This is a genomic window from Rhodococcoides kyotonense, from assembly GCF_001645385.1.
Lineage (GTDB): Bacteria > Actinomycetota > Actinomycetes > Mycobacteriales > Mycobacteriaceae > Rhodococcoides > Rhodococcoides kyotonensis_B.
In genome coordinates this window covers 251620-271899 of record NZ_LVHI01000023.1, presented here as the reverse complement: position 1 = coordinate 271899, position 20280 = coordinate 251620, and the positions used below count along the sequence as shown (strand labels likewise).

The following is a 20280-nucleotide window of genomic DNA, read 5'->3' as shown; positions in this document are numbered from 1 at the left end:
CGGCGGGCGCCGCGACGACGGCGGCGCGAGCGATCGTCGCTCACCGGGATACGACCCGAGTCTCGCACATCTATCGATTCGATACTAGATCTGAACTAAAGTTACTGAAATCAGATCTTCTCTCGATTTTCCTGGTCAACTTGCCGCGGGAAATCTCTGTACATGGTTTCATTGGCACGAACTTTCTATAGTGTGACTTGAAATACAGTCCAACCCCCTCCGAGGAGGACTCGATGAGCGACGAGCAGACACCCGACCGCTGGATCACCGACTGGGACTTCAGCGAGCGCTACCCCGTGTACACGCGGGCCAACGCCGGTGAAGTTCTTCCCGATCCGTCCAGTCCACTCAACGTGACCCTCGTGTGGAACAAGGGCCTCAACATCGGTTGGCGCGAGGGATACGTCGACCATCTCGGCACGCACCTGGCCTCCGAGATCGACGAGACCATGCCCGAGATCATCGGCAACTTCGGCGGGTACCACTACACGAACTTCTCGATGACCGAGCTCAACGGCGCCCGTCTGCCGGGGCTGACCGTTCCGGTGTGGAACACACTGTGGGTGGGCGATCACCCGGACATCCCCGAGTATGTCGAAAAGCCCTGGCACAACAATGCCGAGCTCACCGAAGGTCTCGAGAAGAAGACTGCGTGGGCGCTCACCACGGACACGTTCCCCGAGGCGGAAGAGGCGAAGAAACGTGCCGACCTCGCACGCGCCAACCGCCCGGACGTCCGCGAGCTGACCGATCAGGCGCTCGTCGACCACGCTCGGTCGTTCGTTCCCGATCTGATCTTCTGCTACGCCTATCACCCGGTGACCACGACGCTGTCCACCATGGGCCCCGCGGTCGCCGGCGCGCTTCTGGAAGCCATCGGCGAAGCCGACAAACTCGGCGATCTCCTGAGCGGACTCGGTGGAGTGGATTCCGCCGCCCCGTCCTACGCCCTGTGGAAGATGGGCCGCCTCGTCGCCGGGTCCGAGGAGTTGACCCGACTGTTCGACGACGGTCTCTCGACTCTTCTGGACGCGGTGGACGCGAGCGACTCCTCCGATGCGAAGCAGTTCCGCATCGAGTTCGACGACTTCCTGTACAAGTACGGCTCTCGCGCACCGAACGAGTGGGACATTCGCTCGGACAGTTGGGAATCGAAGCCCGTTCTCGCTCTTCTCGCCGTGAACGGGATGCGCCTCAGCCCCGAAGAGTCGGACCCCGAGAAAATTCGCGAGCGGAACGAGGCCAAGAGGATCGCACTCACCGCCGAACTCGCGGACAAGATGCCGGACGACGCGACGCGACAGAGCTTTCTCGACGCCGCCAAGTCCATTACGAAGTTCATGCCGTGGCGTGAACGCACCAAGACTGCGTGCGTGAAGGTCATGGGGGAAATGCGTACCGCCCTGTACGAATTGGGAGGGCGCATGGTCGCGCGCGGCGTCATGGACGACCACCACGACATCACGATGCTGCTCGACGACGAACTCGACGCCTTCGTCGCCGATCCCGAGTCCTTCGCGTCGACCATCGCCGAACGTCGCGAGCAGTACCTCGCATTGTTCGACCTGGAACCGCCGTTCTTCCTGTTCGAACCACTTCCGTTGTCGCAGTGGCCCAAGCGGAAGGAACACAAGGCACAGGCGGCAGTGCCGGGTGACGCGCTGACGGGCGTCGGCGGCGCGCCCGGCACCGTTCGCGGACGCGCGCGGATTCTCCACGATCCGTACGACGTGGGCGATCTGGCCGAGGGTGACATCATCGTCGCGCCACAGACCGACCCCGCGTGGACCCCACTGTTCGTCTTCGCCGGCGGCGTGGTCGTCAACGTCGGCGCGACGATCACACACTCGTCGATCGTGTGCCGCGAGCTGGGCATTCCGTGTGCCGTCTCCGTGCAGGATGCCACGGCACGCATTCCCGACGGCGCCATGATCGAGGTCGACGGCAACACCGGGACGGTGACCGTCCTGTGAGCCTTCGTATCGGGCTGTCGCTTCCCCAACTCGGGGAGCACGTCGACACCGTCGCAGTACGCGAATTCGCCGTCGCTGCCGAGGAACTCGGTTTTGCCAGCCTGTGGGTCCAGGAACACCTGTTCTATCCCGAGGCCAACGAGTCGGTGTACGGCGGTCGACACACGACGAGCGTCCATCCGGCGTATCGGTCGGTGTTCGGCGCCACGGAACTGATGGCCTTCGTCGCCGCGTGTACCCGAACCGTCTCCATCGGCAGCAGCATCCTGGTCGCCGGCTACCACCGACCGGTGGAGCTGGCACAGCGGCTGGCCACTCTCGACGTGCTGTCCGGCGGCAGGCTCGTCGCCGGACTCGGCGCCGGCTGGTCGGACGAGGAGCATGCTCAGATGGATGTCGATCCACGTACGCGGGGCCGTCGTATGAGCGAACTGGTCGAGGCGGTCCGCGCGTGCTGGGGTCCGGATCCGGTCCAGTTCGACGGCGACTTCTTCACCATTCCGCGATCGGCGGTTCGCCCGAAGCCGGTGCAGACACCGCATCCCCCGCTGCTGTCGGGTTTGCGCTCCGCGGCAGGCTTGACGAGGACGGCGGCACTGTTCGACATCTGGAACCCCAGCAGCGGAACTCCCGAAGCCCTGCTGGACCAGCTCGACACCATGGCGGGGATGCGGCCGGAGGGAATGAGTCCGGTTCGATTGTTCCTTCGTTCGTACCTCCAACGGCCGACGGACGCGGTCGGATCGGGCGGGCAGGGCATCACCGGCGTCGAGAACGACATTCGAACAGCCCTCGTCACAGGTGCCGAACAGCTGATCGTGGAACTCAACTTCTGGGACGAGATGCGCTCGTCGGCCGACTGGGTCGCGGCGCCCTCTCGACTCGCCCCGCTTCTCGAGAAAGCCGACGAACTGTCCGCGCAGCTCGCGACTGCGGACGCACCGTGACCTCCACCGCGTCACGAGATTCCCGACCGCTCGTCGCCGTCGTCACCGGCGCGGCATCCGGGATCGGCCGCGCGACAACGGAAATCCTCCTCGAACGAGGAGGTTCCGTTGTCGCGTTCGACACCACGCCCGAAGCCATGGAGTGGTTGGCCGGGATCGACCGGGCCGTCCCGTTCGTCGGCGACGTGACGCACCCTGCCGACAACCGCGCAGCCGTCGCCGAGGCGGAGCGTGCGTTCGGCCGACTCGACGCTCTCGTTCTCAACGCCGGTGTGCCCGCGTCCGGTTCGATCGAGACGCTGGACATGGACGTGTTCGACCGGTCCATCGACGTCAACCTACGAGCCGTCGTACTGGGTGTGCGCGAATCCATTCCGGCGTTCCGGCGAGCAGGTGGCGGGTCCATCGTCATCACCGCGTCGGCCACGGCGCTGGGTGGCGAACCGAATCGATGGCCCTACGCGGCAGCCAAGGCCGGCGTCGTCAATCTCGCGAAGTCGTTCGCACTCGATCTCGCGAACGACGGCATTCGAGTCAATGCGGTCTGCCCGGGACCGATCGGCACGGGGATGACCGAACGCATCGCAGTCGGCACCCCCGAACGGTACGAGGCCTTGAAAGCCATGGTGCCGCTTCATCGTTGGGGGACCGCGCGTGAGGTCGGGGAAGTGATCGCGTTCCTCGCGTCACCGCTGGCGTCGTTCGTCACCGGTGCCGCGATTCCGGTCGACGGTGGCGCCACGTGCGGCAGCGGTCAAACGGTACCGTTGCCCGCCCCTGCCTCGGCGGGATGAACGAACACCGATTGTTCGACGTCATCGTCCGCGTGTGTCAGCAGCGCACGTGTCGACGCGCCTAGATGACTTGTCCAGCCGCCGGGGTCCTCGATGCCTCGTGTCGACGGAGCCTCGACGCTGACCGCAGCAGTTCTCGGAAGTGCCCGCACGATATCCAGCAGCGGCAGTACGCCGTCCCCCGGCGCCAACCGGTCCGTCCGCGCTTCCGAGAGGGCCTCGTGTGGATCGGCCGCCGGCCCCGCGAACGACGCGTCGCAGATCTGAAAGTACGGAAACCGCTGTCTCGACACAGGATTCAGATCGCTCGGCGTCGATCCTGCGCGTGCGAAATGCAGAGTGTCGACCAACAGACCGGCATCGATACCGTCGAGTAATTTCGTGGCTGCCCGTACGTCACGAACGGACGAGAACACCATCGGTTCCAGACAGCACCGAAGGCCGTATTCCGAGGCCGACGCTGCCAGGTGTGAGAGAACAGCAGCGGCACGAGGCAGATCGTCGTCCAGCACCGCGACGAGGAGATACTCCGCGCCGAGCTCCGCCCCGGCCTCCATCACGGCCGTCCAGTCGTCGCTCGTGCTCCCGGCATGCAGCTTCACCACTTCGACGTCCAACACTCGTAACCCGTTGTCGGACAAGGCACTCCTGGTGTCACGCAATGCCGCCGACCCCGACGGGAGCGCGTACCCTCTGCTCTCCCCCGACTGCGCGACGCGGACGCCCACGGCGTCGAACCCGCCCGCGGCGGCGAGTTCGACGAACCGATGGGGCGGTACGTGTAAGGCCGACAGATGCGACAGCGACATGACGCGTCGACCAGCTGCCTCGTTCACGTATCGCGGCCTGTCACTTCTGCCAGAGAGTCTCGAACTGTTGCTGATAGTCGGCAACTCCCGCGTAGTATCCGGTGGCCTCGTCGAGAACCGCCGAGTCGATGTTGTCCGCGTTCAACAGTTGAGTGGGCAGGAATGCGGCGTCGGCCACTGCGATGTCGTCGCCGTTGAAGTGTCGGGCAAGCGTGTCGAGAACGCGCCAGCCGAGAATCTGGACCGGGAAACCGACCCACACGCTGTTGTCGCCGTCCTTCAACGACTGGAGGTTGTCGGGAGTGGGTGTCTGACCGGCGAACGTCACCTGGTCCTGCAGACTTGCCCCTCGCAGAGCTGCGTCGACGCCGAGCACGAGGTCACCGAACGAGAACAGCGCGTAGTTGATCGTCGGATCACGCTGCAACGTACTGACGACGCTCTGAGGAGTCTTCGTCCCGAGATCGGTGACCTGCTGATTGACGAGCTGGACCTTGCAGTCCGGGCACTGTTCCTTCAGCTGCGCGGTGAAGGCGTCGGTGAACACGTTCAGGATCGAGTAGTCCGTGATGGAGAAGATCGCGACGTTCGCGTCGCCGTCACTGTCCGCGATCACCTGGCTGGCCACCATCTTGCCCCACTCCTGCACCTGGGCGTCACCGTCGAGCGCGGTGGAGATCACGCCGGGCACCGGTGGTCCGGCGATACTGTCCGCGATCACGGGAATGCCTGCCGCTCGGGCCGATTCGATCTGCTTGGACAACATGGTCAGCGGAGTGCCCGAGACGTGAATGGCGTCCGGCCGGAGCGCGATGGCCTGGTCGACGGCCTTGGGCGCAGCTTCGGCGTCGGTGCCCATCAAGATGCGCTGGTAACGCCAACCGAGTACGTCGGCCGCCTGCTGGATCGCGTCGTTCTTGGCACTCGAAATCGGTTGCGGCGTCTCGATACTGATGACGTATTTTCCTGAGTCGGGCGCTCTGCTGAGGGGCGTGTCGAGAACGAGATCGGTCGGCGCCGCCTCGTACCGATCGGCGACCGCCTGCGCACCGGCCACGTCGGCCGCTTGCCCGGTACCTTCGTCGGCCGAACTGCTGCTGCAGGCCGATGCCAGCAGGCATGCGGAGACGACGGCGACGAAGGCCCTGGTCCTGGTTCCAGTGAACACACGCGTTCCTTTCGAGGAGTTCATTTGCGACGAGCCGTGCGCGCGGCGAGTGCCACGGCGACGATGAGTGCCAGACCGTTGAAGAGGTCGTTGACGAAGCTGGGCGAGCCGGCGAGCTGCAGCCCTTTGACGCCGGTCGCGAGTAGATAGATAGCGATGAGCGTGCCGAGGACGTTGACCCGTCCGGCACGAATCTGGGTGGAACCGAGGAAGACTGCCGAGAACGCCGGAAGTAGGTAGGACGGGCCGATGTCGGGAGCCGCCGTACCGAGCTTGGCCGCGAGCACCACACCCGTCAGTGCGGCCACCGTGGCGGATGTGACCAACGCGCCGAACATGATTCGTTCGACACGAAGACCGGCCAGGCGTGCCGCCTGGCGGTTACCACCGGTTGCGTACAGGTACCGTCCCAAGGGGGTCTTCTCCAGAACGACGTACATCACAGCGGCCACGACGATCATGTAGAAGAACGGCAACGGCAGCCCGAGAAACGGCTTGCTGCCCATGTCGAGGAATCCATCGGTGAATCCCTCCGTGATCTGCTTTCCGTCCGTGACCCAGTAGGTTCCGGCCAGCAGAATGCTCGACATACCGAGGGTCGCGATGAACGAATCGACGCCCAGCTTCACCACCACGAAGCCGTTGACGGCGCCGATCAGCGCACCACACAACAGCGTCGTGACGACGGCTACCGGTGCACCGATACCCTGCGACAGCTGATAGGACACCATCGCGACCGAGAAACCCATCACTCCCGCGATGGACAGATCGAACACACCTGCGGCCAACGGGACGATGAGACCGATCGCGAGCATGGCCGTGATCGCCTGGTCGCCCGCGATGATCCTGAAGTTCCCCTCGGTCAGAAAGGTGTCGGGAATCCATATCGCGAACAACACGATGATGGCAACCCAGACATAGAGGCCGCTGAAACGATCGAGTCCGAGCTTGGGCAGACGCTTGCGGTCACGGGTCGGCGTCGGAGTACCGCCACCCGACGGAGAGCTGTGCGGCGCGGCCGACGTTCCCTCGTGCGATTGTGTTGTCATGGTGATCCTTTCACCGGTTGTCCGCGGACGCGGACGAACTCGCCGTCGATGCAGGCTTCTTCAAAGTCGATGCGGTCAGCCGATCCGGGTCGATCCGTGGCCGCGTGAACTCGTCCACGACCCCTCCACCCGCCAGAACGATCACCCTGTCGCACAGGCGGGTCAGCTCCCCGTGATCGGTCGAGACGACGAGGACGGCGGCGCCGCTGTGCGCTGCCGAGTCGACGAGCGTGTGAATGTCGGCTTTCGCTCCGACGTCCACGCCCTGGGTGGGTTCGTCGAGCAGCAGCACTCGCGGGTTACGTCGAAGCCACCGTGCCAGAACGACTTTCTGCTGGTTCCCACCGCTGAGGGTGCCGAGCGTGCGCTCCGTGTCGCCCGCCGGTCGTACACCGAGCCGCTCCAACCAGTGTGCGACATCGGACTTCTCGCGCCTCGTCCGCGAGAATCCGTATCGCGAATAGGCCCACGGGTCGGCGACCGACACGTTCTCACGTAGCGATGCGTTGACGAACGCCGCATTGGAAACACGTTCGGCGGGTACGCATCCGACGCCGGCCGACATCGCGAGATCCGGACGACCCTGCTCGACGACGCGGCCCTCGACCGCCACGACCCCGGCGCGAGCCTCCGCCCCGAACAATGCGGGCACTACTTGTTCACGTCCGGAGCCGGTGATTCCGGCGATGCCGAGTACTTCGCCCGAGCGAACCGAGAAATCGAGGTCCGCGAGCGCCCCACAGGACAGTCCGCTGACCTCGAACACCGGCGAGCCGACACCAGTCGTCGTCGCTTCCGGCTCGGCCAGGAATTCCTCCACGCGACGGCCGATCATGAGTTCGACCAACCCTGCCTCGTCGAGTCCGTCGAGATCTCGCGTGGTGACGATCTTTCCGTCCCGCATGACGGTGACGCTGTCGCACAACGAGAACACTTCCGTCAGGTGGTGCGAGACGAACAGCACCGCGACTCCGCGGTCCCTGATGCGACGAACCAGATCGAAAAGGCGAACCGCCTCTGCAGCAGGCAGATTCGCAGTCGGTTCGTCGAGCACGAGGACAGTCGTCGCCCCGGACCGGTCCTGGACGGCTCGTGCGACTGCCAGCATCGTGCGTTCGCTCATGCTGAGCGAGCCGGCGAGCTTGTCGAGCGGTAAGTCGAACCCCAATTCGGCGAGCGCCGCACGTGCCCGCGCGCGCTCGGCTCGGGAGTCGATGGTTTTGAAGGCCGTGGTCGCGTAGCCGTGCCCGAGAGCGAGGTTGTCGACGACGTCGAGGCTTTCGACCAATCCGAGATCCTGATGTACGAAGCGCAGTCCTGCGGCCTCGCCGCTGCCGGGAACACCCAGGTGCAACTCGGCCCCGCCGACCTCGATGCGCGCCCCGTCGTCCGGGTCGTGATAGCCCGCAAGCACTTTGATGAGCGTCGACTTGCCGCAGCCGTTCTGTCCGACCAAGCCACGGATTTCTCCCGGCGCAAGCGATAGATCGATACCGTCGAGAGCACGCTGGCCCACGAAAGTCTTCGAGAGCCCGGTGATACAGAGCGCGTCTGCCATGACACCTACCCCTGTGAGGTGGGTTACTTTAACCCAGCATTTGTTACCTAGGTCATACTCAACTATGTACAGAGATAAGTCCAGCACGAGTTTTCGGCTCGAACCTCGGGCCGCGAACGCGTCTCTATCAGTAGGCATCGACAAGAAACGGATGGACAGCATGGTGAGAGCTGACGAGTTCCAGTTGGGCACGGTCGTCCAGACGGCGTACCTCGTGGACGACGTACGCACGGCCGCTGCACGATTCGCGGCGGCCACCGGCGCCGGACCGTTTCTGGTGCGTCGCAACCGAATCACCGACGCAGTCGGTCCGGACGGTCGCCCCGCGATGTTCGATCACAGCTCGGCGTACGGCCAATGGGGTCGCACGCAGATCGAACTGGTGCAGACGCATGCGGCAGCGCCGACCGAATTCGCCGACACCACGACAGAAATGGGACGTGTCCACCACGTTGCGATGATGGTCGAATCCTTCACCGAACAGCAGAAGAAGTTCAGCGACCTGGGCTGGCGGGCGTTGCTGACGGCAACGCCTTCGCATTCCACGACGCACGCGCCGAGCTCGGGCACCTCGTCGAGATCTACGAGGCTCGCCCGAGCATCCTGGCGCTGTACCGACGGGTCGCCGAGGCCGCCGTGGACTGGGACGGCTACGAACCGGTGCGGGAGATGTGATTGCCGGCGAAGCCCGAATCAGGCGGACCGAAGCAACTCCGCCGCCCGTTCACGTGCCATCGTGAGAACCTGCGGGTTGCCCGTGTTCCACAGAACCGTCAACTGCTTGCGGCAGATCTTCCACTCCCCACCGACTCGCACGACCGAATCGGTGTAGTAACCGCCGATCGTGAAGACGGCGTCGCCCGCCGTGTTCGGAAGCACGTGTTCGGCCCGGACGTAGGACACGACAGTGCCGTCGTCGCCGTCGACCGTGATGTCCAGGTTGGACAGAAAATGTTGCGACGCAGCGAGACCGGGAAACAGCATGCGTCCCCGCTGAACCCAGTCCTCGGCTTTGAACAGGCCTCCGTTGCCCGGGCGGTAGCTCGTGTAGTCGATCTCGATCTCGTCGGTGAAGACCGATCGATACAGCTCCCAGTCCCGAAGGTCGATAGCCCGGGCGAACCGTGCCATCAGTTTCGTGATGTCCCGATGGGCGTCGCCGGCCATGTCACCGTCCATGTCAGTTCGCTTCCGTACGCAGTTGGAGGGAGATCTTCTCGAAGTACTCGTCGAGACCTTCCGGCCCCAACTCGCGGCCGATGCCCGACTTCTTCATCCCACCGAACGGGGCCGACGCGTTGAAGCGACCGCCGTTGATGGAGACCTGGCCTGTCCTGAGCCGACGTGCGATCGCGATGGCTGCGTCGTCGTCGCCCGCGAACACCGCCCCCGACAGGCCGTAATCGGAATCGTTCGCGATAGCGACGGCGTCGTCGATCCCGTCGTACGCCAGAACGGCGAGCACCGGTCCGAACACCTCCTCACGCGCGATCGACGAGTTGTTGTCGATGCGGCTGACCACGGTGGGCCTGACGTAGAACCCGGACCTCAGGTCGTCCGGCAGGTTGGCGACCTCACCCGGTCCCCCGACGACGAACTTCGCCTCTGCCGGCACCTCCGACAGGTACCGCAGCACGGACTGTCGTTGCTCGGCCGACGCCATGGGCCCGATGTCGGTGGATTCGTCGAGCGGGTCTCCGACCTTCTGCGACCCCACGAGTTGCGCCAACTTCTCTTCGACGTAGTCGAGCCGGTCGAGAGGAACGAGCAAACGCGTCGTGGCCGTACACGTCTGCCCGTTGTTGACATAGCAGCCGCGGACGGCTGCGCTGAGGGCTGCGTCGACGTCCGCATCCGGGGCGACGACGAACGCGGACTTACCCCCGAGCTCCAGCGTCACTTTCTTGATACCAGCTGCGGCGACCTGACCTACTCGGGCGCCGGCCGCCGTGGAACCGGTGAGGCTGACGAGGTCGACGTCCGGATGGCCGGCCAGCCGTTCTCCGACCCGTCCTCCCGGCCCGGTGACGACGTTGAAGACACCCGGCGTCAGACCGATCGACTCGACGATCTCCGCGACTGCGAACGCGGCCAGCGGCGCAACGCTACTGGGCTTGACCACCGTCGTGCAGCCCGCCGCGATCGCCGGCGCCACCTTCGCCGCCAGCTGGTAGAGCGGATAGTTCCACGGCGTGATCGCACCGACGACACCGACACCGACCTTGAGGATCAGCGAGGTCCCCCGGCGCTCCTCGAGCGTGGTGTTCTCGAGGATGTCCGCCATGGATCGGAAGATCGTCACACCGAGACCCACCTGGACCGAGCGCGACCGGGCGATCGGCGTACCGACTTCTCGAGTCATCGTCTCGGCGAGCTCCGTCTCGCGCGCGACCAACCCGTCGGCGATCTGTCGCAGAACCGACACTCGCTCCTCGATCGGCGACTCGGACCAGGAGCCGAACGCGGCACGAGCCGCGGCAACCGCGTCGTCGACGTCCTGCTCCGTCCCGGACGGAACGCGCGCGAACACGGTGCCCGTCGCCGCCTCGAGCACGTCGATCGTGCCGCCGCCGACGGAGGGGACCCACTTACCGCCGATGTAGAGCTCGTGCCGATCGTCCATCCCGCGCCTCGCTTCGTCCGTCCATGCCATGTCCCGTTCGTGGAGTGGCAACCATCACATCGAGCGTAAACGACTTTACGTACTCGATGTCAAGAAACGAGACATTCCAAAGTCTGTACATATTTAGCTGATTCTTTCTTGACAACCACTCCTGATCGGCTAGGTTATGAGCACCGTCACAGTTCCGTCGACGGTGTGAACACACCACACGATCACGTCGGTCCCGAACCGGGACCGGACATGCCCCGAGGAGCACCATGAACGACCTCGCGACCAACACGTCCGCTCCCACCGCAGCGCCGAGCGAGGTGGTCGATCTGGTGATCAAGGGAATGATTCGTGGCCCCGTCACTCCGGAACTGCAAGCGGTGATCGACGCGGGCGACGCCGTGGCCAAGGGTCCGGTGGTCATGCCGACCCAAGCGGGCATCGACAATGCCCATGCACTTGTTCGGCTTCCCGACGCTTCGGCCGAGCGCACCGTCGTCGACGATCTTCTGCATGTGTTCCTTCCCGTCAATCGCCGCCTTCGCGAGCTGTGCACCGCATGGCAGTGCCGTCCCGACGGCTCCCCGAACGACCACTCGGACGCGCAGTACGACGCCAAACTGCGTGACCAGCTCGAGGACATCCATTCCGACGTGTCCAAGATGCTGCGCCGCGCGGGCAAGCAGTGCCCCGTGCTCCTCGACTACCGAGAGCGTCTGAACGGCGCCCTGACGCGTTTCGACGACGGCGACACCGCGTCGCTGACGTCACCCCTGACCGACGGCTATCACACCGTGTGGATGTGGCTCCACCAGCACCTGCTGATGATGCTGGGTCTCACCCGCGCCGAGGACGAGGCACTCGAGGAGAAGCTCGTCTCCGGTAGCTCCGAATGACCGTGTCGGACACGAGCGTTCAGGCGCTGACTAGATCGGCCGTTCCGTACGGACAGGGTCGCGCTCGCGGACTCGGTGCCGACGTCATGGGCGTTCACGGCGTCGAGATGGACAACTTGGTCGCCCTCGGTCTTCCGGTGGTTCCCGGTCTCACCGTACCGATCGGGTCCGGCGCCGGACTGCAGAATCGCGAGACTGCCGACACCGTCATCGACCTGCTGGAGAAACTCGCGGTGCGCGGCATCTGGCCTGCGGTTCGACAAGACCGCAGACCGATGCTGATGCATCTGCGCTGCAGCGCGCCGGTTCCGGTCTCCGCTCTCCCGCCCGCAATTTCCGTCATCGGGCTGTCGAACCGCAACATCGACGCGTTGGTCGACGTGATCGGACGCGACCGTGACATCTACGACTCGTGGGCCTCGAATCTGCGGTTCGTCGCCGAAGAGGCTCTCGACGTCGACGCCGACGACCTCGACGACGTGGAAGACGATCACCCGGACAGCAGGACGCGTGTGCCCGCCCTCCTCGATCTGATCGAGAACTCCACGGGCGCAGCGTTTCCCGTCGATCCCGCCGAACAGCTCGGTCTCGCGGCGAAGGCCATGCTGAATCGTTGGGCGTCACCTCGTGGCCGTCGAGCCCGAAGCGCGCTGTCGCTACCCGAGGACACAGGAATCGCATTGCACGTCCGAGCCCTCCGGCTCGGGTCCTGGAACGAATCGGGCTACGGCACCGCCATCAGCCGAGACCTCGAGACCGGTAGATACGCGCCGCACGGCGTCTTCCATCTCGGAGTTCGCCGTGCCGACCCCAACCCCGGGCCCGGCGATCCGCTCACCCACACTCCCGGCGGCACCCAGATACTCGATCAGATCTTCGCCACCCTGGAGCCGCATCTGCGGGCCGTCGCCGAAGTGGAGTTCGAGGTCCGCGACCGGCAACTCGCCCTGCTCAGCGCAGGGCCGCTGGAACATCCGGGTCCCCGCGCCATCACGCACCTGGCCGTCGATCTCGCGAACGCGGGCTCGATGGAACGAAGCGACGCCGTGCGGATGTTGAAGCCGGACCTCATGCAGGACCTGCTGCACGCTCAACTGACCCTGACAGGACGGGAACAGCTTCTCGCGCATGGTCTTCCGGCGTCGCCGGGTGCTGCCGTCGGCGAAGTAGCTCTGTCGAGCGACGCCGCACTACGGCTTGCCGCCGAGGGACGGAACGTCGTACTCGTCTCGGCGGAGACCACACCCGCGGACGTACCGGCGCTGCTCGCCGCCACCGCGGTCATCACGTCGAACGGCGGTCTGGCATCGCACGCGGCGGTCGTGGCACGCGGTGCAGGCCGACCTGCGGTCTGCGGAGCGACGACGCTACGAATCGACACGGCGTCGAACACGGTCACCGCAGGCGACTTCACGCTGCACGAAGGCGACGTCGTCTCGGTGAACGGCCGTACCGGCGACGTGTACATCGGTTCCGTTCCGATCCGGCCTGCGGAACCGTCCGACGAGCTGGAGGTTCTACTCGGCTGGGCCGACGACATTCGCCGGCTTCGCGTACGGACCAACGCGGACAACGCGGAGGACGCGGCAACCGCGTTTCGCCTCGGCGCCGAAGGAATCGGCTTGTGCCGCACCGAACATCAGTTCCTCGGAGACCAGCTTCCTCTGGTACAAAGACTCGTTCTGGCCGACGACGAAGCCGAAGAGATCGAGGCGATCGCGGCGCTGACCGCCGCCCAGGAGTCGGACTTCACGGCACTGCTTCGGGTCGTCGGCGATCGGCCCATCACCGTGCGACTGCTCGACGCTCCCCTGCACGAATTCCTGCCGTCGGACGGTAATTACGGTGACTCTGCTCGAGCAGAACGTGCCGCGGCAGCACACGAATCGAACCCGATGCTCGGTCTGCGCGGGGTGCGCTTCGCGATGGTGCAGACGCGCTTGTACCCCGCGCAGGCGGAGGCCTTGTTCCGGGCGTGGGTGACCGTGAACGCCGAGGGCCGATCTCCGAAACTCGAAGTCATGATCCCGCTGGTCTCGCTGCCCGGGGAACTGGCGGAAGCAATCGCGCAGGTCGATCGTGCCGCCCGAACCGTGTTCGAGGACACCGGGATTCAGGTTCCGTACGATGTCGGCAGCATGGTCGAGACTCCGCGCGCGGCCTTGCTCGCAGGCCACCTGACGGCCGACGCACAGTTCCTCTCCTTCGGCACCAACGATCTGACGCAGCTCACCTACGGCTTCTCACGGGACGACGTCGAGAAGACCATGCTTGCTCACTACCTCGATCACGGACTGGTGACGGACAGCCCGTTCGCCGTTCTGGACCGCGACGGCGTCGGTGCCCTCGTCTCCATGGCTGCCGACGCGGCGCGCGCTGCGCGCCCGAACGTCAAGCTGGGAGTGTGCGGTGAGCACGGCGGTGACCCCCGGTCGATCTCGTTCATCGACTCGGTGGGACTGCACTACGTATCGTGCTCGCCGCGACGTGTCCCGGTCGCACGTCTGGCTGCCGCCCACGCGACGCTCGAACACCGCTGACACGCAGCAGATACAGAACATCGGCCGAGTCCTCTCGAGGACTCGGCCGATGTTCTGTGTTCGGCTACCCTGCGAGCAGAGCGTACGGCCGAGACAGGATCGACGCGATCGTGCGCAGGAACTCCGCAGCGGGCGCCCCGTCCACTGCCCTGTGGTCGAACGTCAGGCTCAACGTGAGTACCTGGGTGCGGACCGGAGTCTCACCCTCCCAGCGGAATCCGTCCTTCACCCGACCGACTCCGAGAATGGCGACGTTGCCGGGATTGACGACGGGGGTGAAGAAGTCGACGCCGTAAGCACCGAGAGTGCTGACGGAGAACGTCGCACCTTCTATGTCGCTCAGCCCGAGGGTGTTACCCCGCGCCGCGGCAGCGAGAGCGCTGGTTCGTCCGGAGATTTCGCCGACGGACAGCGAGTTCGCGCCTCGAACGACAGGAACCACCAGTCCGCCCGGAACTGCCACCGCCACACCGATGTCGATCGTGTCGAACAAGCGGATCTCGTCACCGACGATGCCCGCATTGAGGATCGGGTGCTGGACCAACGCCAGAGCTGCGGCCTTGACGACGAAGTCGTTGAGACTCGGTGGTCGCGAACCGGCTTCTGCCAGTTCGGCTTTCAGGCTGTCACGCACGGCGACCAACGCCGTCACGTCGACTTCGTATCCGTGCGTCAGCTGCGCCATCGTCTGCAGACTGTCGATCATGTTCCGCGCGATCGCGCCTCGCATGCCCTTCAGCGGGACGACCTCGCCTGCCCGAGGGCCCGCAGGCGCTGTGGATTCCGTCGTGTCGGTGGACAGGTGGCCTGCAGCCCGTTCGACGTCGGCGGTCGTGACGCGTCCGCCGACTCCACTGCCGGCGACGGTGCTCAGATCGACACCCAATTCGTGTGCACGGCGGCGAACGAGCGGGCCGACGAAGTGCGCGCTCGAAGCCTGTGCCGACGAACTCTTCTCGCGCTGCGGAACACCGGGTGCCGGCTCCGGTTTCGGCTCCGCGACGGACACAGCCGCGACGTAGTCCTCGACGTCCTCCGATACGATCCGGCCGCCCGGTCCGGTACCCCGCACCTCGGCAAGGTCGACATCGGACTCCGCGGCGACGCGACGAGCGTTCGGCGACGACTTGATCCGCTCACCCTGTTCCAGCGGGCCGTCGGTCGACGCCGCGGGCGATGCTGCGGTCGTCGAAGAATCCTTCGGGTCCGCCGGAGACGCGCTGGATCCGTCGGCACCCGTCGGTGCGACTTCGCCGTCGGCGAGCAACCACCCGATCACGGCACCGACCGGCAACACCTCGCCGACTTTCGCCGTCGTCGCCAAGATCCCGCTCGCCTCGGCCTCGACGTCGACCTCGACCTTGTCGGTTTCGAGTCGCAACAGCACGTCGCCCGTTCCGATGTGTTGACCGGCCTGGGCCAACCATTCACCGATGACGCCTTCCTGCATCGTGAGCCCCAACTTCGGCAGCACGATCTCCTGAGCCACGGGTCAGTTCCTTTCGAGCAGACGACGAACCCCGGCGACGATACGGTCGGCGTCGGGTACGTACGCGTTTTCGAGTGGGGTGCTGAACGGCACCGGCGTGAACGGGGCACCGAGTCGCAGGACCGGCGCGTCGAGGTAGTCGAACGCCTCCTCTTGGATCTGCGCGGCAACTTCGGCGCCGATTCCACCGAACGTCACGGCTTCGTGCACGACCAGGATGCGGTTGGTCTTCGACGCCGACCTCACGATGGTGGCAGTGTCGAGCGGCTGCACGGTACGCGGATCCACCACCTCGACCGACACTCCGGACTCGGCAAGGGCATCCGCGGCGGCGAGAGCTTCGGTGACCATGCGTCCGAACGCCACGATGGTGACGTCGTCTCCCTCTCGCGGAACCGCGGCCTGCCCGAGAGGTATGGAGTACGACTCTTCCGGCACCTCGCCGCGCGCCCCGAGCAGCACCTTGTTGAGCATGAACACGACGGGGTTGTCGTCGCGGACCGCCGACACGAGAAGACCCTTGGCGTCGTACGCGTTCGACGGCATGACGACCTTGAGGCCCGGCGTGTGGGCGAGCCAACTCTCGAGACTCTGCGAATGCTGTGCACCGGCGCTGACGCCGGCACCGTAGGCCACCGTGATCACCATCGGCACCTTGACGTCGCCGCCGTACATGAACTTCATCTTGGCGGCTTGGTTCACGACCTGATCGAGAGCGACGGCCAGGAAGTCCATGAACATGATGTCGACGATGGGGCGGAGACCACGCGCGGCGGCGCCGACGCCGAGGCCGATGAGCCCCATCTCGGCGATCGGCGTGTCGACCATGCGTCGCTTGCCGAACTCGGCCAACAGCCCGTCGTACATGTGAAACACGCCGCCGTACGCAGCGACGTCCTCACCGATGACGAACACGTCGTCGTCCTCGCGCATCGTCTGCGCCACAGCCTCGTTGAAGGCTTTGACGTACGTGGTGACCCGGGGCGCGTCGACCGGGTCGGTATTCGGAGCTAGTGCAGTGGACATCGGTGTCGGCTCTTTCGGGTCAGTCGCTGTAGACATTGAGTGCGAAGTCGGCCACGTCCGGGAACGGACTGGCCTCGGCGAAGGCAACGGATTCGGCGATGTCGGCATCGACCTCGGCCCAGACCGTCGCGAACTCGGCCTCGGTCACGATGCCTTCCGCCACGGCGCGGGCCTCGAGCAGCTTGATCGCGTCCTTCTCACGCCAGGCCGCGACCTCTTCCTGCGTTCGATAGGTCTTGCGCAGACCTTTCACTCCCTGGTGGTCGTAGTACCGGTACGTCTTTGCCTCGACGAGCGTCGGACCGCCTCCGGCGCGAGCGCGTTCGACCGCGCGCCCGACGGCGGCGCGGACGGCGATCGCATCCATGCCGTCACAGATCTCGCTGGGAAACCCGTACGCGGCCGCACGGTCTGCGACGTTCTCGAGCTTCATGTGATCGCGCAGCGCGGTGAACTCGGCGTAGCCGTTGTTCTCGCAGACGAACACGACCGGGAGTTCCAGGATGCCCGCCATGTTCGCGGCCTCGTGGAACGCGCCGATGTTGCTGGCGCCGTCGCCGAAGAACGGAATCGCCACGGAGTCCTCGCCGCGGTATTTCGCTGCGAACGCGGCTCCGACCGCGATCGGAATACCGCCACCGACGATGCCGTTGGCGCCGAGCATGCCGATCGACAGGTCGTTGATGTGCATCGATCCGCCGCGGCCCTTGCAGTACCCGTCGACGCGTCCGAACAACTCCGCGAACATCTGACGGAACTGTGCACCTTTGGCGACGGCATGGCCGTGCCCGCGGTGCGTCGACGAAATCTGATCGGAGTCGCGCAGATTGCTCATCGCGCCCGCCGCGACGGCCTCCTGCCCGACGTACAGGTGAAGGAAGCCGGGGAGCTTGCCGCCCTCCATGAGCCGGCCCGCCTCGGTCTCGAACTGTCGGATGCGGACCATGCGCCTGTGCAGGTCCAGCACCACCTCTTTGCTCGGCGTCGGATCGTCGGAGCCGACCGGCTCCACGGCCTCGTGGCCGGCGTTGGTCGCGGTTGCGGTCACCACGTGCACCTCATTCTGGCTCTCGGAGCGAGTTTGTTGATTCCACGTTCAGTATCACCGACAGAGTAGCCCAGTGTAAGTAGAATCACTATCGAGTTAGTTGCTCGGTTCTTCTCACGCCTCTTACTTGACTTGACGTTCAGTAAATCGCACGATGAGCGCGAGCGCGCGCACTTTCGACGACCTACCTGTGGAGGACGGCAGATGCTCGACCGCATACGAGATCGCGCGACCGAGGACCCGAACGGTCTCGCCCTGGTCGACGACCGTCGCACCATGACGTGGGCGGAGGTCGTGACCAGCCTCGACGCCCTTGCGGAGCGGTTCGTCGACATCGCCCCACGGCCGGACGATCGCATTGCCGTGGTCGGCGAGAACACCATCGAGACTCTGCTGACGCACGTCGCGTGCATCGGGGCAGGAGTGGGGACCGTTGCCGTATCTCGGCAGCTCAAGCCGAACGAGATGGCCGATCAGTTGGTCGATTCGGGGAGCGTCGCCGTCGTGACGGGCCCGGTCGGTCTGGAGTCCGCGACGGGCGCCGCGAACGAGTCCGGATCGAAGACGGTCGTGGTTCACGGTCACACTGCGGTACCCGGCACCGTGGCGTGGGAGGACTTCGTTCGGCCGGCGGACGGACGCATTTCGGCGGCGCCCGAATCCCGTCCGGCACGGCCGCCGCTGGTCTACACGTCCGGCACCACCGGTAGGGCACGGGGCACCCAGGTGCGGTGGTTGCCTCACTCCGTCGACACCGCCCGCGAGTTCGCCGACGCGGTGTCCGCGCGTTCCGGCTACCCCGACGGCGTGCACCTCGTCGTCGGGCCGCTGCAACACAACGGACCGTTGACGTCGGTGCGTCACCTGCTGTCCGGTCGGCCCGTGGTGATCATGGGCCGGTTCGACGCCGAACGCACCCTGGCAGCCATCGAGTCTCACTCGGTGACGTCGACGCTGATGGTTCCCACCCACTTTCAGCGGCTGTTGGCCCTCCCCCACGACGTGCGGTCGCGGTACGACACGACGAGCTTGAAGTACGTGGCGCACACGGGATCTGCGTGCCCACCCGACGTGAAGCGGTCGATGATCGACTGGTTCGGCCCCGTGCTGATCGAGTCCTACGGCGGGAGCGAGATCGGTACCGTCTGCCGAATCGACTCGACCGAATGGCTCGAACATCCGCGTTCGGTGGGGCGGGCCATACCGCCGTTCGACGCCGTCGTGGTCGGTTCCGACGGCACGGAACTGGGCCGCGGCGAGGTCGGAGTCCTGGGATTCCGAACGCCGCCCGAACGTCGCATCGAGTATCACGCGGACCCCGAGAAGACCGCAGCGGCGTACATCCTCCCGAACGTCGCCACACTCGGCGACGTCGGTTACGTGGACGACGACGGCTACGTGTTCATCACCGATCGTGTCGCCGACATGGTCGTCTCCGGCGGCGTCAACCTGTATCCCGCGGAGAGCGAACGCGTGCTGTCGACTCATCCGGACGTCGCCGAGGTCGCCGTGATCGGGGTCCCCGACGACGACCTGGGCGAAGCGCTTCTGGCGCTCGTGGTTCCCTGCACCGACAGCCACGTGGACGTCGACGATCTCGCACAGTTCGCCAAGAGGTCGATGGCGTCCTACAAATGCCCGAAGAAGTACGTCGTCGTCGACGAACTGACGCGCAACGCCATGGGCAAGCTGGACAAGAAAGCGCTGAGAGCACCGTTCTGGAGCACCGCTCGCACCATTGCAGGCTGACGCCCGCCACACGAAAGGCACCCATGATCGAAGTACTGTTCGTCCGGCACGGCCAGCCCGTCTCGCGAGTACGCAATCCGTCGCTCGCGCCCGAGGGAATCGCCGATGCCCGTCGACTCGCCACGTGGTTGCGTCACGAACAGATCGACGCCGTGGTCTCGAGTCCGTTGGTGCGCGCCCGCGAGACTGCCGACGAACTTGCCGCAGGCATGGGCCGCAGCGTCGACCTCGTGCTGGAGGACCTCCGGGAGTGGGACGACGACATCGATCCCGAGCACTACATGGCCGTCGAGGACATGGCGTCCGACGACCCACGCCTCACTGCCGTCACGACGGGCAATTTCGAGGCGTACGTCCCTGGCCTCGATCTCCCGAAGTTCAGGGCGAGGGCGCGGTCCGGACTCGAGCAGATCTTCGACCGCTACCCGTCCGGACGCGTCGTCGCGGTTGCGCACGGCGGAGTGATCAATGCAGCGGTAGCCGACGTTCTGGACATGCCGAAGACGTTCTGGCACAATCCCGCCTACACCTCGGTGGCCCGCGTGCAGAAGTTGGATTCGGGCGTGGTCGTGGTGGCGTCGATCAACGACACCGCACACCTGCGGGGCACGGTGAACGCCTGA

The 20280-nt window shown here is 65.4% G+C and carries 16 protein-coding genes and 1 pseudogene; 8 read left to right on the top strand and 9 right to left on the bottom strand.

Annotated elements, in window-relative coordinates; all coding sequences use genetic code 11:
- Positions 1-233: 233 nt before the first annotated feature.
- From A3K89_RS17180 to A3K89_RS17170, 3 genes are read left to right on the top strand one after another with little or no spacing between them, the layout of a single operon-like run.
- Entirely contained in the window at positions 234-1973 is a 1740-nt protein-coding gene (locus A3K89_RS17180; RefSeq protein ID WP_068428210.1) for a PEP-utilizing enzyme, read from the top strand.
- Positions 1970-2920, top strand: coding sequence for a TIGR03619 family F420-dependent LLM class oxidoreductase (locus tag A3K89_RS17175; protein ID WP_068428207.1), 951 nt, complete (start codon positions 1970-1972; stop codon positions 2918-2920). The genes A3K89_RS17180 and A3K89_RS17175 overlap by 4 nt, the downstream gene beginning before the upstream one ends.
- Positions 2917-3714 (top strand): SDR family NAD(P)-dependent oxidoreductase, encoded by a 798-nt coding sequence (locus A3K89_RS17170; RefSeq protein WP_068428204.1) that lies wholly within the window; start codon positions 2917-2919, stop codon positions 3712-3714. Before A3K89_RS17175 ends, A3K89_RS17170 begins: the two co-directional genes overlap by 4 nt.
- Here A3K89_RS17170 and A3K89_RS17165 read toward each other — a convergent pair.
- From A3K89_RS17165 to A3K89_RS17150, 4 genes are read right to left on the bottom strand one after another with little or no spacing between them, the layout of a single operon-like run.
- A complete protein-coding gene (locus A3K89_RS17165; RefSeq protein WP_068428203.1) occupies positions 3675-4550 on the bottom strand; it encodes a sugar phosphate isomerase/epimerase family protein in 876 nt (291 codons plus the stop codon). The two genes, A3K89_RS17170 and A3K89_RS17165, sit on opposite strands and share 40 nt — an antisense overlap.
- A gap of 13 nt (positions 4551-4563) precedes the next feature.
- Positions 4564-5691, bottom strand: coding sequence for a sugar ABC transporter substrate-binding protein (locus tag A3K89_RS17160; RefSeq protein ID WP_068428202.1), 1128 nt, complete (start codon positions 5689-5691; stop codon positions 4564-4566).
- Positions 5692-5711: 20 nt separating this feature from the next.
- Positions 5712-6740: an ABC transporter permease gene (locus A3K89_RS17155; RefSeq protein WP_068428200.1), complete on the bottom strand. Its 1029-nt coding sequence runs from the start codon at positions 6738-6740 to the stop codon at positions 5712-5714.
- A 10-nt stretch (positions 6741-6750) separates the two neighbouring features.
- On the bottom strand, positions 6751-8298 hold the full coding sequence (locus tag A3K89_RS17150) for a sugar ABC transporter ATP-binding protein (protein ID WP_068428190.1): 1548 nt from the start codon (positions 8296-8298) through the stop codon (positions 6751-6753).
- On the opposite strand from A3K89_RS17150, the pseudogene A3K89_RS26435 reads away from it, so the two are divergent.
- A pseudogene (locus tag A3K89_RS26435) lies at positions 8297-8758 on the top strand (hypothetical protein); the annotation flags it as partial. The gene A3K89_RS17150 and the pseudogene A3K89_RS26435 overlap by 2 nt on opposite strands.
- 233 nt (positions 8759-8991) lie before the next feature.
- On the opposite strand, the gene A3K89_RS17135 reads toward A3K89_RS26435, so the two are convergent.
- Both A3K89_RS17135 and A3K89_RS17130 read right to left on the bottom strand, forming a co-directional pair.
- A complete protein-coding gene (locus A3K89_RS17135; protein WP_068429065.1) occupies positions 8992-9465 on the bottom strand; it encodes a nuclear transport factor 2 family protein in 474 nt (157 codons plus the stop codon).
- A gap of 13 nt (positions 9466-9478) precedes the next feature.
- Complete coding sequence (locus A3K89_RS17130) at positions 9479-10951, bottom strand: aldehyde dehydrogenase family protein (RefSeq protein ID WP_217266266.1); 1473 nt, start codon at positions 10949-10951, stop codon at positions 9479-9481.
- Between the two features lie 227 nt (positions 10952-11178).
- Here A3K89_RS17130 and A3K89_RS17125 point away from each other — a divergent pair, with 227 nt between their 5' ends.
- Together A3K89_RS17125 and A3K89_RS17120 are read left to right on the top strand one after the other, a co-directional pair.
- Entirely contained in the window at positions 11179-11805 is a 627-nt protein-coding gene (locus A3K89_RS17125) for a hypothetical protein (RefSeq protein ID WP_068428184.1), read from the top strand.
- Complete coding sequence (locus A3K89_RS17120; RefSeq protein WP_068428183.1) at positions 11802-14345, top strand: putative PEP-binding protein; 2544 nt, start codon at positions 11802-11804, stop codon at positions 14343-14345. Before A3K89_RS17125 ends, A3K89_RS17120 begins: the two co-directional genes overlap by 4 nt.
- A gap of 64 nt (positions 14346-14409) precedes the next feature.
- On the opposite strand, the gene A3K89_RS17115 is transcribed toward A3K89_RS17120, so the two are convergent.
- Genes A3K89_RS17115 through A3K89_RS17105 form a run of 3 tightly spaced genes read right to left on the bottom strand, consistent with a single transcriptional unit; the run spans position 14410 to position 17908 of the window.
- Complete coding sequence (locus A3K89_RS17115; RefSeq protein ID WP_068428180.1) at positions 14410-15834, bottom strand: 2-oxo acid dehydrogenase subunit E2; 1425 nt, start codon at positions 15832-15834, stop codon at positions 14410-14412.
- A gap of 3 nt (positions 15835-15837) precedes the next feature.
- Positions 15838-16860: an alpha-ketoacid dehydrogenase subunit beta gene (locus A3K89_RS17110; protein ID WP_114328515.1), complete on the bottom strand. Its 1023-nt coding sequence runs from the start codon at positions 16858-16860 to the stop codon at positions 15838-15840.
- Between the two features lie 19 nt (positions 16861-16879).
- On the bottom strand, positions 16880-17908 hold the full coding sequence (locus A3K89_RS17105; RefSeq protein ID WP_243636608.1) for a thiamine pyrophosphate-dependent dehydrogenase E1 component subunit alpha: 1029 nt from the start codon (positions 17906-17908) through the stop codon (positions 16880-16882).
- 204 nt (positions 17909-18112) lie between these two features.
- On the opposite strand from A3K89_RS17105, the gene A3K89_RS17100 reads away from it, so the two are divergent.
- Positions 18113-19657 carry an AMP-binding protein gene (locus A3K89_RS17100; RefSeq protein ID WP_068428173.1) on the top strand — a complete coding sequence of 515 codons (1545 nt, stop codon included), beginning with the start codon at positions 18113-18115 and terminating at the stop codon, positions 19655-19657.
- A 23-nt stretch (positions 19658-19680) separates the two neighbouring features.
- Positions 19681-20280 (top strand): histidine phosphatase family protein, encoded by a 600-nt coding sequence (locus A3K89_RS17095; RefSeq protein ID WP_068428172.1) that lies wholly within the window; start codon positions 19681-19683, stop codon positions 20278-20280.

Bases quoted from the DNA above. Each gene is read 5' to 3' on its own strand.
- A3K89_RS17180 (WP_068428210.1), top strand. From the start codon at position 234: ATGAGCGACGAGCAGACACCCGACCGCTGGATCACCGACTGGGACTTC.
- A3K89_RS17155 (WP_068428200.1), bottom strand. From the start codon at position 6,740: ATGACAACACAATCGCACGAGGGAACGTCGGCCGCGCCGCACAGCTCT.
- A3K89_RS17150 (WP_068428190.1), bottom strand. From the start codon at position 8,298: ATGGCAGACGCGCTCTGTATCACCGGGCTCTCGAAGACTTTCGTGGGC.
- A3K89_RS17135 (WP_068429065.1), bottom strand. From the start codon at position 9,465: ATGGCCGGCGACGCCCATCGGGACATCACGAAACTGATGGCACGGTTC.
- A3K89_RS17130 (WP_217266266.1), bottom strand. From the start codon at position 10,951: ATGGCATGGACGGACGAAGCGAGGCGCGGGATGGACGATCGGCACGAG.
- A3K89_RS17125 (WP_068428184.1), top strand. From the start codon at position 11,179: ATGAACGACCTCGCGACCAACACGTCCGCTCCCACCGCAGCGCCGAGC.
- A3K89_RS17120 (WP_068428183.1), top strand. From the start codon at position 11,802: ATGACCGTGTCGGACACGAGCGTTCAGGCGCTGACTAGATCGGCCGTT.
- A3K89_RS17110 (WP_114328515.1), bottom strand. From the start codon at position 16,860: ATGTCCACTGCACTAGCTCCGAATACCGACCCGGTCGACGCGCCCCGG.
- A3K89_RS17100 (WP_068428173.1), top strand. From the start codon at position 18,113: ATGCTCGACCGCATACGAGATCGCGCGACCGAGGACCCGAACGGTCTC.
- A3K89_RS17095 (WP_068428172.1), top strand. From the start codon at position 19,681: ATGATCGAAGTACTGTTCGTCCGGCACGGCCAGCCCGTCTCGCGAGTA.